The 15,779-nt window shown below is 65.1% G+C and carries 18 protein-coding genes and 2 tRNA genes; 11 read left to right on the top strand and 9 right to left on the bottom strand.

Annotated features, from left to right (window positions below):
* Positions 1-62: 62 nt before the first annotated feature.
* Both AC58D2_RS05705 and AC58D2_RS05700 read right to left on the bottom strand, forming a co-directional pair.
* On the bottom strand, positions 63-917 hold the full coding sequence (locus AC58D2_RS05705; protein ID WP_497388172.1) for a tyrosine-type recombinase/integrase: 855 nt from the start codon (positions 915-917) through the stop codon (positions 63-65).
* Positions 918-1,839: 922 nt separating this feature from the next.
* A tRNA-Arg gene (locus tag AC58D2_RS05700) sits at positions 1,840-1,916 on the bottom strand.
* A gap of 72 nt (positions 1,917-1,988) precedes the next feature.
* Here AC58D2_RS05700 and AC58D2_RS05695 point away from each other — a divergent pair.
* Entirely contained in the window at positions 1,989-2,744 is a 756-nt protein-coding gene (locus AC58D2_RS05695; RefSeq protein WP_497388170.1) for a queuosine precursor transporter, read from the top strand.
* Positions 2,745-2,750: 6 nt separating this feature from the next.
* Positions 2,751-3,131, top strand: a complete 381-nt coding sequence (locus AC58D2_RS05690) for a hypothetical protein (protein ID WP_497388168.1) — start codon at positions 2,751-2,753, stop codon at positions 3,129-3,131.
* On the opposite strand, the gene purQ is transcribed toward AC58D2_RS05690, so the two are convergent.
* Both purQ and purS read right to left on the bottom strand, forming a co-directional pair.
* Entirely contained in the window at positions 3,093-3,758 is a 666-nt protein-coding gene (purQ, locus tag AC58D2_RS05685) for a phosphoribosylformylglycinamidine synthase subunit PurQ (RefSeq protein WP_497388166.1), read from the bottom strand. The two genes, AC58D2_RS05690 and purQ, sit on opposite strands and share 39 nt — an antisense overlap.
* 25 nt (positions 3,759-3,783) lie before the next feature.
* The gene (gene purS, locus AC58D2_RS05680; RefSeq protein ID WP_497388164.1) at positions 3,784-4,014 is read right to left on the bottom strand and encodes a phosphoribosylformylglycinamidine synthase subunit PurS; all 231 of its coding nucleotides are present in this window, start codon (positions 4,012-4,014) and stop codon (positions 3,784-3,786) included.
* 179 nt (positions 4,015-4,193) lie between these two features.
* Here purS and AC58D2_RS05675 point away from each other — a divergent pair, with 179 nt between their 5' ends.
* The 3 genes from AC58D2_RS05675 to AC58D2_RS05665 all read left to right on the top strand — a co-directional run bounded on the left by AC58D2_RS05675 (position 4,194) and on the right by AC58D2_RS05665 (position 5,601).
* Positions 4,194-4,367 (top strand): (2Fe-2S)-binding protein, encoded by a 174-nt coding sequence (locus AC58D2_RS05675; RefSeq protein ID WP_497388162.1) that lies wholly within the window; start codon positions 4,194-4,196, stop codon positions 4,365-4,367.
* A gap of 99 nt (positions 4,368-4,466) precedes the next feature.
* A complete protein-coding gene (bfr, locus tag AC58D2_RS05670) occupies positions 4,467-4,949 on the top strand; it encodes a bacterioferritin (RefSeq protein ID WP_497388159.1) in 483 nt (160 codons plus the stop codon).
* A gap of 238 nt (positions 4,950-5,187) precedes the next feature.
* Entirely contained in the window at positions 5,188-5,601 is a 414-nt protein-coding gene (locus AC58D2_RS05665) for an addiction module antidote protein (protein WP_497388157.1), read from the top strand.
* Between the two features lie 113 nt (positions 5,602-5,714).
* On the opposite strand, the gene AC58D2_RS05660 is transcribed toward AC58D2_RS05665, so the two are convergent.
* Positions 5,715-5,789 (bottom strand) — tRNA-Gln (locus AC58D2_RS05660).
* A 56-nt stretch (positions 5,790-5,845) separates the two neighbouring features.
* A complete protein-coding gene (locus AC58D2_RS05655) occupies positions 5,846-6,931 on the bottom strand; it encodes a branched-chain amino acid aminotransferase (RefSeq protein ID WP_497388155.1) in 1,086 nt (361 codons plus the stop codon).
* 91 nt (positions 6,932-7,022) lie between these two features.
* Between AC58D2_RS05655 and AC58D2_RS05650 the strand changes: the two genes are divergently transcribed.
* The gene (locus AC58D2_RS05650) at positions 7,023-7,547 is read left to right on the top strand and encodes a MarR family winged helix-turn-helix transcriptional regulator (RefSeq protein WP_497388153.1); all 525 of its coding nucleotides are present in this window, start codon (positions 7,023-7,025) and stop codon (positions 7,545-7,547) included.
* Positions 7,548-7,809: 262 nt separating this feature from the next.
* On the opposite strand, the gene proC is transcribed toward AC58D2_RS05650, so the two are convergent.
* Positions 7,810-8,640 (bottom strand): pyrroline-5-carboxylate reductase, encoded by an 831-nt coding sequence (gene proC / locus AC58D2_RS05645; protein WP_497388151.1) that lies wholly within the window; start codon positions 8,638-8,640, stop codon positions 7,810-7,812.
* A 25-nt stretch (positions 8,641-8,665) separates the two neighbouring features.
* A complete protein-coding gene (locus AC58D2_RS05640; protein ID WP_497388149.1) occupies positions 8,666-10,348 on the bottom strand; it encodes an alkaline phosphatase family protein in 1,683 nt (560 codons plus the stop codon).
* Positions 10,349-10,431: 83 nt separating this feature from the next.
* Here AC58D2_RS05640 and AC58D2_RS05635 point away from each other — a divergent pair, with 83 nt between their 5' ends.
* The 5 genes from AC58D2_RS05635 (at position 10,432) to AC58D2_RS05615 (ending at position 14,800) form a co-directional block, all read left to right on the top strand.
* A complete protein-coding gene (locus AC58D2_RS05635) occupies positions 10,432-12,501 on the top strand; it encodes a protein-disulfide reductase DsbD family protein (RefSeq protein WP_497388147.1) in 2,070 nt (689 codons plus the stop codon).
* Positions 12,501-13,241, top strand: coding sequence for a TlyA family RNA methyltransferase (locus tag AC58D2_RS05630; protein WP_497388145.1), 741 nt, complete (start codon positions 12,501-12,503; stop codon positions 13,239-13,241). Before AC58D2_RS05635 ends, AC58D2_RS05630 begins: the two co-directional genes overlap by 1 nt.
* Positions 13,242-13,302: 61 nt before the next feature.
* Complete coding sequence (locus AC58D2_RS05625; RefSeq protein WP_497388143.1) at positions 13,303-13,854, top strand: TspO/MBR family protein; 552 nt, start codon at positions 13,303-13,305, stop codon at positions 13,852-13,854.
* A gap of 37 nt (positions 13,855-13,891) precedes the next feature.
* Positions 13,892-14,206 carry an accessory factor UbiK family protein gene (locus AC58D2_RS05620; protein ID WP_497388141.1) on the top strand — a complete coding sequence of 105 codons (315 nt, stop codon included), beginning with the start codon at positions 13,892-13,894 and terminating at the stop codon, positions 14,204-14,206.
* Between the two features lie 90 nt (positions 14,207-14,296).
* The gene (locus tag AC58D2_RS05615; protein ID WP_497388139.1) at positions 14,297-14,800 is read left to right on the top strand and encodes a type III secretion system chaperone family protein; all 504 of its coding nucleotides are present in this window, start codon (positions 14,297-14,299) and stop codon (positions 14,798-14,800) included.
* 4 nt (positions 14,801-14,804) lie between these two features.
* Here the strand turns inward: AC58D2_RS05615 and AC58D2_RS05610 are convergent, their stop codons facing one another.
* On the bottom strand, positions 14,805-15,764 hold the full coding sequence (locus AC58D2_RS05610) for a right-handed parallel beta-helix repeat-containing protein (protein ID WP_497388137.1): 960 nt from the start codon (positions 15,762-15,764) through the stop codon (positions 14,805-14,807).
* Between the last annotated feature and the right edge of the window lie 15 nt (positions 15,765-15,779).

Raw genomic sequence — 15,779 nt, 5'->3', positions numbered from 1 at the left:
ATGCGACGTCTCAGCTCCAGCCACAACTATTCGGTCGATACGTAATTTTTGCGATAGGTGCATCAGGCATCAAGACGAGCAGCAAGGTCGGCTGCTTTCGGCTTATAGTAGATCTGGAGCATCGAGAGGGATTTGTGCCCGGTGATCGCAGCCAGTTCCAGGACATTCGAGAGCTTGGGCGCCATCGTCGTGGCCGCTTCGCGCCGACTATCATGAAAGCGAATATGCAGCAGGCCTGCATCACGCCGTGCTTCGCGAAACAGCTTGTCGAAATGGCCCTGCTTGACAGGCACGACCGAGCGACCAGGGTTCCGGTCCTCGACCAGTTTCAGCAATGCGGTGGCGGCGCTGGACAAGGGGACGTCGCGCTCTTCTCCATTCTTGGTCATGTCGAGGTGAGCCGAGCGTCCCGCGAAGTCGATATCGCGCCATTGGAGAGAAAGTATCTCGCCCTTCCGCATGGCGGTTTCGAGCGCGAAGTAGAATGCGAAGGCGACCCACTGGGGTGACGTCTGCGGTGCGCTCTTCCGATCCCAACCGAGCTCGGTGACAATCTTTTCTCTTTCGTCGACCGATACGCGCTGCGTTCGCGACCGCGGCTTGCGCGGCTTCTTGACGAGCAGACACGGATTGTAGGTGAGGCCGACACGGCATTCCTGCATTGCGAAGGTGAAGATGCTCGAAATCAGGCACAGTTCGCGATTGACGGTGGAAGCCGAAACCTTGCGTCTGCGCTTGTCCCGAAATTCTGCGATGTCGGGACCGGAGATCGCCGTGATGGGCTTCTGGAACAGGCGTTCGTCGCGGATCAGAGCCTTGATCCTCACCTGTTCCCAGCGCGCTCCCCGCTTGGTCGGCGAAACCTCGTCGCTGTAACGCTGGAGGATGGTGACTGCGGGCGTCCCGCCCGGCGGCATGAGGGGCTCGCTCCGGGCCGCTTCGGCGGAGTAGCCTTCCAGTATCTTCGCCTCGGTCTGGACGCCCCAGGCCTCCGCGTCGGCCCTGCTGTCGAAAGTAGCCGAAGCGTATTGCCCTTTGCGCCTAACTGTGACGCGCCAGGCATTCTTGCGCCTTTGAATAGTTGCCATTGCACCATTTCCTCCGTCTCATTTGCCGAGAGCGCACCAGTCTTTTCGGCGCTCGTGAGCCAACTGCGCCACAGATTTTTGCGGCGGTGCAGTTGAGCAGAATCGGCTAATCAGATTGGCGCAAATGGCGCAATGGGGGGTCAGAAATGATCATTCTGCGTAAAATTGCGTCGGAAAAAATATATTGAATTGAGATGTTTAGCGGAAATACGTGGGCCGAGAACGAATCTCGACCGCACCATGAATGCTGATTTCATCGGATTTTCCGGATATTCGATACGATCTGGCCCGATGCTTCGGCGACCGCATAGGAGTGTCGGTTTCTGCCCCGCTGGATGCAGTTTGGCCCAGTTCCGACGAGCGGGCCGACGGACGACACGCAGATCGTCTGCATTTTGCGGTTGGTTGTCATTCGTGTCGATCTGGATTGCTTCGCCCCGCTCACAATGACAATTCAGGTCGATGTCATCCCGTTCTAGCGAGCAGGGTCGCAAGCCTCGCCGCCCCTCCCGAAAGCGGGTGGACCGCTTATCCGGCCGCGTTGCCCCGGACCCTTCGACAAGCTCGGGACAGGCTTGATCCGGGGTCCATGACTGCGGCGCTGCCATAGATCCCGGACCAGGTCCGGGATGACGAATGAGCGCGAAAGAATGTCCACTCACCACCCCCAAACTCGGTCCGGTCGGCGCGGGCCGAGGACCGACGTAGCCTATTGCCGGCGGCCATGTCGCGCCGCAGGGCCCATGGAGAATGGCGCGCCCGGCAGGATTCGAACCTGCGACCACCCGCTTAGAAGGCGGGTGCTCTATCCAGCTGAGCTACGGGCGCGCGGCACCGCCGGTGCGCCTCGCGCGATAGCGTGGTTTGCGTGGGGTGCAAAGCGCGTTAAGCAGCAAGCCGATGACCGAGTCCGACGAATTCGCGCCGCGCGCCATTCCCACGCATGTCAGTGCGGATACCATCCAGCATTTTCGCTATTACGACCTCGTCATGGCGGCGTTCGTCGCGATCCTGCTGCTCAGCAACATCATCGGCGCATCGAAGCCCTCCTATATTCCGATGCCCGACGGCAGCCAGTGGGCCTTCGGCGCCGGCGTGCTCTTCTTTCCGATCAGCTATATCATCGGCGACGTCCTGACCGAGGTCTATGGCTATGCTCGCGCGCGGCGGGTGATCTGGACCGGTTTCGCGGCGCTGGCCTTCATGGCCTTCATGGCGGCGGTGGTCGTCGCCCTGCCCCCGGCAGACGGCTGGCCGGGCCAGGACAGCTACGAATTCGTGTTCGGCAACAGCTGGCGCATCGTCCTGGCCTCCATGACCGCCTTCTGGGTCGGCGAATTCGCCAATTCCTATGTGCTCGCGCGCATGAAGATCGCGACCGGCGGACGCCATCTGTGGATGCGCACGATCGGTTCGACGATCATCGGCCAGGGACTCGACAGCCTGATTTTCTACCCGCTCGCCTTTTACGGGCTTGCCGGCTGGCCCCCCGACCAGTTGATGCAGGTCGTCCTCTCGCAATGGGTGATCAAGACGGCATGGGAAGCGGCGTTGACGCCCGTCACCTATGCCGTCGTGGGCCTGCTCAAGCGGCGCGAGGGCGTCGACGTCTTCGACGACGGCACCGATTTCACTCCCTTCCGCACCAAGGTTTGACTCTCCATGACCCTGATCCAACTCGCCTGGCATTTCGAAGAACGCAAAATGTGGCTCGTGACCACAAGCGGCCTCGAAAAAGATGCGCTCCACATCTATTTCGGCCTGACCCTGTTCTTCGCGGTCCGCCTGCTCTGGCGCTGGCGTGGCAGCTGGCTCGCCGCATGGGTTTCGGTGGTGGCGATGGCTTGCGGAGGTGAATGGCTCGACCTGACCGCCGAAGCGTCTCACGCCACGATCCAGCCCGACGCCGCGCATTGGCACGACATCTGGAACACGGCCTTCTGGCCGACGGTGATCCTGTTGCTCAATCGCTGGTTGTTCGCGGCGCGGCCGTCGGCCGTCGTGTCAGGCGAGGACGCCGAGCGCCGCCTCGAACAGGCGTAGTCCGTCGGTGCCGCCGTGTGCCGGGTCGATCGCGCGTTCGGGATGCGGCATCATGCCGAGCACATTGCCCGCATCATTCAACACCCCGGCGATGCCGCGCGCCGATCCGTTGACGGGATCGGCGTAGCGGAACGCGACGCGCCCCTCCCCCTCGATGCGATCGAGGGTTGCGCGGTCGGCAAAATAATTGCCGTCGTGATGGGCGACCGGGATATGGATCGTCTCCCCCGCACCATAGGCAGCGGTGAACAGCGACTGGCTGTTTTCGACCGTGAGCGGCACGGTGCGGCACACGAAATTGAGCCCGGCGTTGCGCATCAGCGCGCCGGGCAGGAGCTGCGCCTCGGCCAGGACCTGAAACCCGTTGCACACGCCGAGCACGGGAACGCCGCGCCCCGCCGCGTCGATCACCGCGCGCAGGATCGGCGAGCGAGCCGCCATCGCGCCCGAGCGCAGATAGTCGCCATAGGAGAAGCCGCCGGGCAGCGCGATGAAGTCGGTGCCCTCCGGCAGCGCGCTCTCGCGGTGCCACACCATCGCTGGAGCGCGGCCGGAGACCGTTTCGAGCGCGACGGCCATGTCGCGGTCGCAGTTGGAGCCGGGAAAGACGATGACGGCGGTCTTCATGGGAATGGCTCCTTGACGTCCAGTATCAGGCGCGTTCGATGCGGTAGTTTTCGATCACCGTGTTGGCGAGCAGCTTGCCGCACATCGCATCGAGATCGGCATCGCTGACGTCGTCGGCGACTTCGAGTTCGATGAAGCGGCCCGCGCGGACGTCGTCGACGCCGGCGAAGCCGAGCCCCTCGAGCGCATGGTGGATCGCCTTGCCCTGCGGGTCGAGAACCCCCGGCTTGAGCGTCACATAGACATTCACTTTCATGGCTGCGAACCTTTGCGGATGGGCATTCGAGGATGCGCGCGCCTATGCCCGCGAATCGCCCGGCGGGCAAGGCCCGCCCCACCCTTTTTGCCCTTCCCGGAGTGCGAACCAGTCGCAACTTTCCTATTGCGAATCTGTCGCACTATCCCTAGATCATCCTTGTTGAGAGGGATTCGCACATGGTCGTCTGTGTCTGCAACGCAATAAGGGAAAGTCAGCTGCGCGATGTCGCGCGGAGTGGCCAGTTGCGCTGTGCCAAGGCGGCCTATGCGCAATTGGGTCGCAAACCCAAATGCGGCCAGTGCCTGTCATTCGCTCGCAATATCATCAGCGATGTCGCCGAGACCGCCTGATTTTTCCCGGAAATCCGTCATTTTCACCCTTGGCCTGATCGGGCCCGGGGCGGTATAAGACCGCCCGACATCCCACCCGATAACGACAGGACAAGATATATGAAGGGCGACGAAAAGGTCATCGACTTCCTCAACGAGGCGCTGAAGAACGAGCTGACCGCGATCAACCAATATTGGCTGCATTATCGCATGCTCGACAATTGGGGAGTCGCACGGCTCGCGCATTTCGAGCGCGAGGAATCGATCGACGAGATGAAGCACGCCGACCGGCTGGCGGATCGCATCCTCTTCCTTGACGGCCTCCCCAACTTCCAGCTGCTCGGCCGGCTGCGCGTGGGCGAAACGGTGGAGGAGATACTGAAGGCCGACCTGGCTCTCGAGGAAGAAGCGATTCCGCTTCTGCGCGACGCGATCGAGCATTGCGAGACGGTTCGCGACTATGTGAGCCGCGACCTGTTCGCCGACATCCTCGAAAGCGAAGAGCATCACGTCGACGAACTGGAAAAACAGTTCGACCTGATCGAGCGCATGGGCCTGCAAAATTACGTCCAGCTCCAGTCGAAGCCGGTCGGCGACGACTGAGCCGAGCCGCCACCCCGGAGTCCGGCCGCCTTGCGCTGGCAGGTAATCCGTTGATTCATAAAGTCATTGAGAGGCGTTTTTCAGCGCCTCTCTTTTTTGCTTGTATTTGCGAGTAATTCTCAATAGCACAGTCGAGCAGTCCCCTCCTGCCGGCCGCCGCGTCGTGCGCGGCAGCCGGCAGCTTTTCCTGGAAGCCCCGGTGGGACCGCCGACAGGCAGGCCGGGCGCGGGAGGATCGATGTTGGAAAGCCATGCCCTGATCCGCGAAATGACCCGCCAGCCGCTCGTTCGCGACCTGCCGGTCGAGGCGGCGCAGGCCGTTCTCGCGCTACGCTATTGCATCCTTTGCCGCCGCGCCGAACGCGACCCGATGCCCGAACTCGAACGGCGCTGGGGCAATATCCTTGCCGCGCGGCGCTATCGCGTCGTGGTCGAGGCGATCGCCCATGTCTGGCCCGAAGCCTTCGCCGTCGCTCCGCCATGCTGTCCGCGCGTCAGCCACGACGAGGCGCTGCTGGCGGCGATGGTCAACGCCGCCGATCACGGCGACCGGGTTCGTTTCGACTGGCTGACCGCGGAGATGCTGGGCGGCGATGCGCGCGCAATGCTCTTCGTCGCCCTCGGCAACTTCCTCCGCGCACAGCGACCCTGATAACCGCGCCACCGCGCGGGAGTGCTACGAACGTCGTTAGCGCCCGGCTCGTCGCACGGACGCACGTCGTCCACGCGAGTCTCGGCGCTTTCGTCGGGGAGCACCGGGAGGACTGGCTGGGGCGGCAGGATTCGAACCTGCGCATGCCGGTACCAAAAACCGGTGCCTTACCGCTTGGCTACGCCCCAATCGCCGGTGCGAGCGCGCTCCTATACGCGCCGCCCGAACTTGGCAAGGTGCCGCTTCAGAGTCGCGTGACCCAGCCGTGCGGATCGGCGGCGCGGCCGCGCTGGATGTCGACCAGCTTGTCCTTGAGCATGGCGGTCACCTGTCCCGGTCCGCCCGCACCGATCGCGAAACTCGTATCGCCGCGCGTCACCTTGCCCACCGGCGTCACGACAGCCGCGGTGCCGCAAGCAAAGCTTTCGGTCAGCCGGCCGCTTTCCGCATCGGCCTGCCACTGGTCGATCGCATAGGGCTCTTCACGCACGGTCAGGCCCGCATCGCGCGCCAGGGTGATGATCGCGTCGCGGGTGATGCCGGGCAGGATGGTCCCGGTCAGCGGCGGCGTGACGATGCTGCCGTCGTCGAACACGAAGAACATGTTCATCCCGCCCAGTTCCTCGATCCAGCGATGCTCGGCGGCGTCGAGGAAGACGACCTGATCGTGCCCCTTCGCGATAGCCTCCTGTTGCGCGATCAGGCTCGCCGCATAATTGCCTCCGCATTTGGCGGCGCCGGTGCCACCCGGTGCGGCGCGGGTGTAATCCTCCGACACCCAGAGCGAGACCGCGGGCGCGCCGGATTTGAAATAATTTCCGACCGGCGAGGCGATGACGAGGAAATGATATTCGGCGGCGGGTTTCACGCCGAGGAACACTTCGCTCGCATACATGAACGGGCGCAGATAGAGCGCCCCGCCCTGGACCTGGGGGAACCAGTCGGCGTCGACCGCGACGATTTCCTTCACCGCGGCGACGAACAGATCTTCGGGAAGTTCGGCCATTGCCATGCGGCGCGCGCTGGCGTTGAAGCGCGCGGCATTGGCCTCGACGCGAAACAGCGCCATCGAGCCGTCGTCGAGGCGATAGGCCTTCAGCCCTTCGAAAATCTCCTGCGCATAGTGGAGCACCGCCGTCGCCGGGTCGAGCGACAGCGGGCCGCGCGGCATCACCTGCGCATCGTGCCAGCCCTTGCCCTCGCTATAGCGAATCGAGACCATGTGGTCGGTGAACACGCGCCCGAACGCCGGATCGGCGATCGCCGCCGCGCGGACCTCTTCGGCCGTCGGATTGGGGTGCGGCAGACGGGCGAAAGCGGGAGCGGACATCGACAAACCCTTGTAGCTTGGGGGCGCCGGCCGGAATTGGCCGGTGCGCGCCTCTTGCCAAAGCGTGACGCGGCGCGCAACGGTAGTCGCCATGTCCGATGAAAATTTTCTTTCACAAGTCCCCGCTGCTTCTGCACTTTTCTTACGCGAGGAAGAAGTGCGTCGCGGCATCGACTATCTGTTTTTCGGCCATGCCGCGCTGTGGCGGACGATCGATGCGCGACTTGCCGAAAACGGGCTGGGACGCGCGCATTACCGCGCGCTCTATCTCGTCGCGCGCGCGCCGGGGCTGACCATTTCCGACCTCCTCGCGTTGCTCGGCATCACCAAGCAGTCGCTCGGGCGGGTCATCAAGGACCTGGAAGCCCGCGATCTGGTGACGACGCGCCCCGGCAATCGCGACCGGCGGCAGAAGGAATTGCGGCCGACGAGCGCCGGCAAGCAGATCGAGGGCGCGGTCTTTTCGCTCCTGCGCGATGCGATGAGCCGGGCCTATACCCATGCGGGCCAGGCGGCGGTCACCGGTTTCTGGCAGGTCAACGAAGCCCTGCTGCCGCCGCGCGATCGCGAACGCGTGGCGCGGCTGACGCGCGAAAGCCAGGGTCAGGCCTCTTAGGGTCAGGACCCATTAATTCCGCGATCGAGGTTTGAAGCGATTTTGCTCAGGGCGAGGAGAAAGGGCGAAGGAATATGTCAATATTTCAAGGCCTTTCGACGATGCCATGGGCAAAATCGGTCAAATCCCGGAGGGACGTCGAAATGGCTTCGATCTCAGGCTCGCGCGGCCTTGCGGGTAGCGATGCTACCCGCTGCACCCGCCCAAGCCCGATATCTTCGCCATTTCGACGCCTCGAACGTGGAATTAATGGGTCCTGACCCTAGCCCTCGCCGCGCGCCAGCTCTGCCAGTTCGCGCCCGCGATCGCGCGCGGCGCGCAGTACGTTGGTCATCAGCGCGACGAGTTCGCCACCCTCGTCGAGCACGTCGAGCCCGGCTTGCGTGGTGCCCCCCTTGCTCGCGACCTGTGCGATCAGCACACCCGGCTTTTCTCCGCTGTCGGCGAGCAGCGCCGACGCGCCGCCAAAGGTCGCGTTGGCGAGCTTGAGCGCCTCGTCCGCCGAAAGCCCGAGCCGCTCACCCGCGGCGGCATAGGATTCGATCAGGTGAAAGACGAAGGCGGGACCGCTGCCGGTGAAGGCGGTGACCAGGTCCATCGTCGAATCGTCGTCCAGTGCGACGACCTGCCCCAGCGGTTTCAGCAAACGGTCGATCGCCTTTGCATCGGCATCGCCAAGCGCGGCCACCGCCGAGACGCCGGCACCGATCCGCGCCGCGAGGTTGGGCAGGATGCGGACCTGCGCCCTTGCGTCGGGAAAGCGCGCCGCGAGGTCGGCGAGCGAGACACCCGCGAGAATCGAGAGCAGGTGGACGTCCCCAGCCGCCACCGGCGCCAAGTCCACGGCGACCTCCGCCAGCTGTTGCGGCTTCATGCCGAGCATGATCCAGTCGGCGCTGCCGCCCGCGTCGCGCCAGTCGGCGAGCGAGCTATGCTGCGTCACCCCTGCGCGCGGCGCGGCGGCAGGGTCGACGATCGCGACCTGCGCGGGATCGAGCCCCGCCGCCAGCCAGCGATCGAGCATCGCGCCAGCCATGTTTCCGCAACCCACCAGGAGCAAGCGGCCAGCAAAGGTCCCCAAAGTTTTCGTCATCGTCCCGTTCTTTTCTTTCCATATCCTATCGGCAACTGTCGCCGGGTCCCGACAACAGGTCGAGACAGCGGCCGTCGATCTTCGTCTTGTCGACCGGCAGGCCGATCTGGGCGGCCAGGGTCGGCAGGATATCGACCGTCATCACCGCATTGGGTTGTTCAAAACCCGAGATTCCCTTGCGCCAGAACAGCATCGGCACGCGCCGGTCGTAATCCCAGACCGAACCATGGGTCGCGACGCGCCCGACCGACGATTCGGGGATCGGCGTGACGCGCGGCTTCAGCACGACGACGAAGTCGCCCGACCGCGCGGCATTATAAGATGCACGCAACTTGTCCATCAACGACCAGACGTCCGGTGCGCGTTTCGAGATAGGCCATTGCGCCAGTTCCTCTCCGGTAACCACGGCTTCGACCTGCGGATGCGCGCGGTACCGGGCGACGAGCGCGGCCAGCGCCGCCTTGCGCTGGTCCGCGGTCAGCGTCTTCGCGAGATACATGTCGCCGAAGGGGCCATCGCCATAGAGAAGCGGCTGCGGCAGACCGAGCTCGTCGGCGACCGCCTTGCCCATCGCAACGGCATCGAGCGCGGGATCGACGCGCTGCGCGCCAGGCCAGGCGTTCTGGCGGTTGCGTTCGGGCATGTCGTGACCGCCGTGGTCGGCAGTCAGCGCGACTTCATAGTCGATGCCGGTCGCATCGAGCCTGGCGAAGAAATCGCCGAGCTCGCGATCGAGCCCCATCATCTGCAAGCACATTTCGCTGCCTTCGGTGCCGAAGCCGTGCCCGACATAATCGGTCGCCGACAGGCCGACGATCAGCAGGTCGGTCCCGGAACCTTCGCCCATCTTGCGCGCCTGGCGCAGCGCCGCCGCGGTCGCGAGGACGGCGCCGTCGGCTTCGGGCGATGCCATGAAGCGGCGGAAATCGCCGGCGTCGCGCGCAAGCCGGCCGGTTCCGACCGTGCCGCCCTTGTCGACGGGGATCGCAATGTCGTGCGACGCGCAATCGGCAGGGAGAGTCAGGCCGGGGCGCGGTTCGGCGATCGCGGCGGCAATCGCCATGCTTGCCTGCTGTGCGGTCGGCGACAGGGTCACGCCGCGAAAGCCGGTCAGTCCCTTCGGCGTCAGCCACATGAGTTCGTCGGCCTTGTGACCGCCCATCATGATCGCGGCGCGATCCTTGCCGGCGACCGAGACCACCTGCGCCTTGGGATCGCGGTCCTTCATCAAGTCGCCGAGCGTCGGAACGAGGAGGTGCTTGACCGACGCGGCGTAATCCCTCGAGCTGCTGCCCGGCACCGTTTCGTCCTCGGCACAATAGAGCAGCTTGTCGGCCCGCGCCGCCGACAGGTCGTAATAGTTATTGGCGATGATACCCGTATGCGCGGGATGATTACCGGTCAGGATCGTCGAATGACCGGGACAGGTTTCGGTCGCTCCGTGCGACTGATAGCCCGCCGGAAAGACCACGCCCGACGCGAGCCGCGCGAGCCCGCCGGTGAAATGACTGCGATATTCGGCGAACAGATCGGCGGAGAATTGATCGACCGCGATCATCACGAGAAGTTTGGGCGGCGGACTGTCAGCCGTAACCTTTTGTACCGGCGGCGCCGTATCCTGGGCGAGGCTCGCAGCGGGGCCGGCCAGGCATAGTGCGGCAGCAAAGGCGGCGGTCCAGTGTTTCAGCGTCACGAGGTCATTCTCCATCACGAGGTTCGGCGCGGGCTGTCCTCTCGGCGAAACCCGCCTATATGGCAAGCCTCGAACGAAGGACGGGTGTGGAAGCGGCCATGATGGGAAAGCGGGACGGCATTATGACAGCGGCGTTGCGCGCGATCCTGCTGCTGCTCGCGATCCTTGGTGCGGCAGCCTTTCCCGCTGCGGCACAGCCGACACATATCGCCCCCCGACTCGTCGTCGAATCGGCGGTCCCGGCCCCCGGCGGCTCGACGACGCTCGCGCTGACGATGGCGCCGGACAAAGGCTGGCACGGCTATTGGCGCAACGGCGGCGACGCCGGATTCGGGCTCCAGGTCGAATGGAACGCGCCGCAAGGGGTCACGATCGGTCCATTCCGCTATCCGGTGCCCGAGCCGCTGATCCTCTTCGGGCTGATGAACCATGTCTATGAGCATCCCTATGCCCTGCTCGCCGATGTCCGCGTCGACCCGTCGGTCGCACCGGGGACCGACCTGACGCTCTCGGGCGTCGCCGACTGGCTCGCCTGCACCGACAAGGTCTGTGTGCCCGAGCGAGCGGTCATCTCGGTCGCGCTGAAGGCGGGGGACGGGGCGATAACCGACGCCGCGCGGGCACGCTTCGATGCCTGGCGCGCGAAACTGCCTCAGCCGCTCGACCGCCCCGGGCACTGGGAACGCCAGGGCGATGCGCTGCGCTTTGCGGTCCCGCTGCCCGCGGCGACCACGCTGGACGCGCCGCACCTGTTCGTCGCGACGCAGGGGGTCGCCGACTATGCCGCCCCGCAAGCGTTCAGCCGCAACGGCAGCGACCTGATCATCGAAACGCGCGCCAATGGCGCATCGGCCGGCGATGTCGATGCGTTGCTCAAGCTCGCCGACGGGCGCGGGCTGGCGATCCGCTTTCTCCCCGGCGCGGTACCGAAAGCGGGAGATCCGATCGGTATCGCCAAAGGCGGACTCGATCTTTCGCTGTTCTGGACCGCACTCGGCGGCGCGATTCTGGGCGGTTTGATCCTCAACCTGATGCCATGCGTGTTTCCGATCCTGAGCCTGAAGGCGTTGAGCCTCGCGCGGTCGGGCGGTACGCCGCGCGCCGCAAAGGTCGAAGCGCTGGCCTATACCGCCGGCGCGGTGGCGACGGCGCTGCTGCTGGGGGCCGTGCTGCTGGGCCTGCGCGCGGCGGGCGAGCAGGTGGGGTGGGCCTTCCAGCTCCAGCATCCGTTGAGCGTTCTGGTACTGCTGTTGCTGGCGATCGCGATCGCGCTCAACCTCGCAGGCGTTTATGACCTCCCTTCCTTCGGCAGCGGGCAGAGGCTGGCGAATCAGGACGGCGCGGCGGGCGGGTTCTGGACGGGCGCGCTCGCCGCGTTCGTCGCGACCCCATGCAGCGGCCCCCTGCTCGGCGCGGCGCTCGGCGCGACGCTGGTCTTGCCGGCCTGGGCGGCCTTGCCGATCTTCGGCGGACTGGGCCTGGGGCTCGCACTTCCCTTCCTCGCGATCGGATTCGTGCCCGCATTGCGGGGGCGCCTGCCCAAACCGGGACCCTGGATGGCGACATTCCGCAAGTGGATGGCGATACCGATGGGCCTGACCGCGCTCGCGCTGGCGTGGCTGTTGGTGCGACAGAGCGAGGCCGTCGACTGGAGCGACCTGATCTCGGTCTTGATGGGGTCGGCCTTTTTCATCGCGCTGTACCGCCATTGGATGAAGGGCCCGGATCGCGGTCGTGTCGGGCTCCTTCTTCTTGTCTTCCCCGCCCTGCTGATCGGGGGCTTGGGTTACATCGTGTCCGAAGGCGGAGCGAGCGCATCGACAACGGCCAACGCCAGTACCTATTCGTCCGAAGCCCTCACCAAGGCGCGCGCAAGTGGGAAGCCTGTCTTTGTCTATTTCACGGCCGACTGGTGCCTGTCGTGCAAGGCGAACGAAGCGGGCGCAATCGAGCGCGATGCTGTGCAAGCGGCCTTCGACAAGGCCGGAGTGATCACGCTGGTCGGCGACTGGACCAACGGCGACCCCGCGATCACCCGCACGCTCGCCGAGCATGGGCGCAACAGCGTGCCGCTGTATCTGTGGTACGCGCCGGGAGCGGAGAAACCCGAAATCCTGCCCCAGATCCTGACCCCGGCGCTGTTGGCTGGCAAGGCAGGCGCTCGCTGATGGCAAAGCAGCGCGCCGACCAGCTTCTCGTCGACCGCGGGCTGGCGGAAAGCCGGACGCGGGCGCAAGCGCTTATTCTCGCGGGACTTGCCTTCGTCGGCGATCGCAAGATCGACAAGGCGGGACAGCAACTCGCCCCCGATGCCGAGATCAGCGTCAAGGGCCGCGACCATCCCTGGGTGTCGCGCGGCGGCATCAAGCTGGACCATGCGCTGACGCATCTGGGCTGGGACGTCGCGGGGGCGGTCGCAATCGACGTCGGATCGTCGACCGGCGGCTTTACCGACGTGCTGCTGAGCCGCGGCGCGGCGCGCGTCTATGCGGTCGATTCGGGAACCAACCAGCTTGCGTGGACGCTGCGGCAGGACGACCGCGTCGTCGTCCATGAACGGACGAGCGCGCGCATCCTGACCGCCGAGCATATTCCCGAACCGGTCGACCTGATCGTCTGCGACGCCAGCTTCATCGCCCTGTCGAAGGTGCTGCCGGTGCCGATGTCCTTTGCCAGGCCCGGTGCGCGGCTCGTGGCCCTGGTCAAGCCGCAGTTCGAGGCGGCCCGGCACGAAGTCGGGAAAAAGGGGGTCGTACGCGATGCCGCCGTGCATGCCCGCGTGTGCAGCGAGGTCGGGAGCTGGATCGAGGGCGAAGGCTGGCGGGTCGTCGATCTGGTCGAAAGCCCGATCACCGGCCCCGAAGGCAATGTCGAATTCCTGATCGCGGCCGAAGCGCCCGCCGCTTGACGCGAGAGATTTCAATCGCGACACCGGCTCACAACCGAATCTTGCGCAAAGGACCAGGTGCATGACCGAATTAGCGACGCCGGGGCAGCTCCGCATGTCCTATTGGCGATGGGCCCTGGTAACGGTTCCCGCGATCGTCCTGATCGGCAGCCTGATGGGCATCCTGTCGAACAGCGGCTACGACAATCGCTGGTTCGCGGCGCTCGATCGTCCGGCGGTCGTGCCGCCCGGATGGGTTTTCGGGGCGGTCTGGACAGCCCTCTATATATGCCTCGGCCTTGCCCTCGCGATGATCCTGCACGCGCGCGGCGCCAAGGGGCGTGGCTTCGCGCTGCTGCTTTTCTTTGTGCAGTTGATCGCCAATTTCGCTTGGTCGCCGCTTTTCTTCGGCCTGCACCAGGTTTCGAGCGCGCTCTATCTGATCATCTTCATCCTGATGGTGACGATCGCGACCGCCTTTGCCTTTGCGCCGATCCGCAAGGCGGCGGCGTGGCTGCTCGTCCCCTATATGCTGTGGTTGAGTTTCGCGACGATCCTCAATTTCCAGATCGACCAGCGAAACCCCGACGCCGAGACCCTTGTTCCCGCAGCGGCGAGCACCCAGATAGGATAAGGGACAAGGGGATCATCCCCACGAAGGATTATTCACGATGCAGAGCGAGAACCGGATCTTCGACGATTTCGCCAAGATGGTGAACGGCATCGCCGGAACCGTCGCCGGCGCGAGCCGCGAGGCCGAGGCGGCCATGCGCGAGCGGGCCAAGGAATTTATCGGACGCATGGACTTCGTCAGCCGCGAGGAGTTCGAGGCAGTGAAGGAAATGGCCGCAAAGGCACGCGCCGAAGCGGACGCGTTGAAGGCGCGCCTCGACAAGCTCGAAGCTACCGCGAAACCCAAGCCAGCGGCCGCGAAAACCCCGACAAAACCTGTTGCGAAACCGGCGCCGCGTAAGCCCAAGGTCTGAGGCGACGATCGACGATATCCACAGGACGCTCCCCCGCGATGCGGGGGCGCGGACTCGCATGACCGGCCGTTTCGGGCTAAGGCGCGCGCCATGAGCGACGATATCTACGACGACGACAATCAGGAAGCCGCGCCGATGGACATGCTGGCGTCCTATTTCGGGGCGCACGACTGGCCGCACGAGATGGTTGGCGAGGACGAGATTGTCGCGACCGCCCAGGGTAGCTGGACGACCTATGAATTGCGCGCCGTCTGGCGCCCCGACGACGGGGTGATCCAGATGCTCGCGTTCCCCGACATCCGCGTCGTCGAAGACAAGCGCAGCGTCGCCCACGAAGCACTGGCATTGATCAACGAACAGCTCTGGCTCGGCCATTTCGAGCTATGGTCGAACAGCGGGACAATATTGTTCCGCCACGGCATGCTGCTCGGCAGCGACGCGGCGCTGTCGCTCGACCTCGCCGAAACGCTGATCGAAAGCGCGATCGACGAGTGCGAACGCTTTTATCCGGTGTTCCAGTTCGTCCTGTGGGGCGGCAAGTCCCCGTCCGAAGCCCTCGCCGCTTCGCTGATCGAAACGCGCGGCGAAGCCTAGCCGACTAGCGCCGCTCGAAGCGGGTCAGCCCCTCGCCGAGGTCGTTCTGGCCGATCGCCAGACGGTCGCCGCTCCAGTCGGCGACGAACACCGACTTGCGCCCGATGCCTTCGGGAAGGCGCGCGCGGTTGCCCGCGATCGACAAGCCGGCCGAGCTATTCTGTTGCCCTTCGGCCGCGACCGCGATCAACGCCGAATGATTTTCCTTGTCGCGGCCCTGTACGAACAGGTTGTTCGCGATGCGGCCGGTGGCACCCGCAGGGAGGTCGATCATGTAGTTGGTCGCCTTGCCCTGGCTATCGTCGAAGCTGTTGTCCTCGACATCGACGCGCGCGGCGCGCGTTTTCAGATAGTGGCCGCCGCTCCCCTTTTCGAAGCGCGTGTTGGTGACCGTCACCTGTCCATAGGCGCCGGTATAGACGCTATGCGCGCAGCTGAGCCCGCGGTCGCAGCGTCCGAGGCGCGAAAAGGTCGAGCGGTCGATCGTCAGCGACGCCTGTGGATCGTCGCCGGTCAATATCCCTTCCTCGCTGCTGCGGAACAGACTGTTCGCGACGTCGAGGTCGCTGCGTTCGAGGCGAATCCCGGCGCCATTGCCGTCGGGAACGCGCATGTTCTGGAAGACAATCCCGTCGACGCGCGCACCATTCCCTCGCAGCACCAGCGCCGCCTTGCCTTCGCAGGTCACGCCGTCGAAGATCGCGCGGCCGGGTTCGGCAGCGACGAAGGCGATGCGGCCGCCGCTCTGGACCGCGCAGTCGCGATGATAGCCGGGCGCGATACGAATCGTCCCCTGTCCATCGCCGATCGCGTCGACCGCATCCTGCAACCGTCCATAGCCACGCCCGTTTTCGGCGACGACATAGGGCGCATTGCCCGCCTGCGCGGGCGCGGGAACCGGTGCGAGGAGCAACGGCAGGGCGAGCAGCGGCAACAGCGGCCGGCGAAGAATGGGCGTGATCATGCCGCGCCCTATAGC

It is taken from the genome of Sphingopyxis sp. CR5 (assembly GCF_059693785.1).
This window is presented reverse-complemented; position numbering and strand designations above follow the sequence as displayed.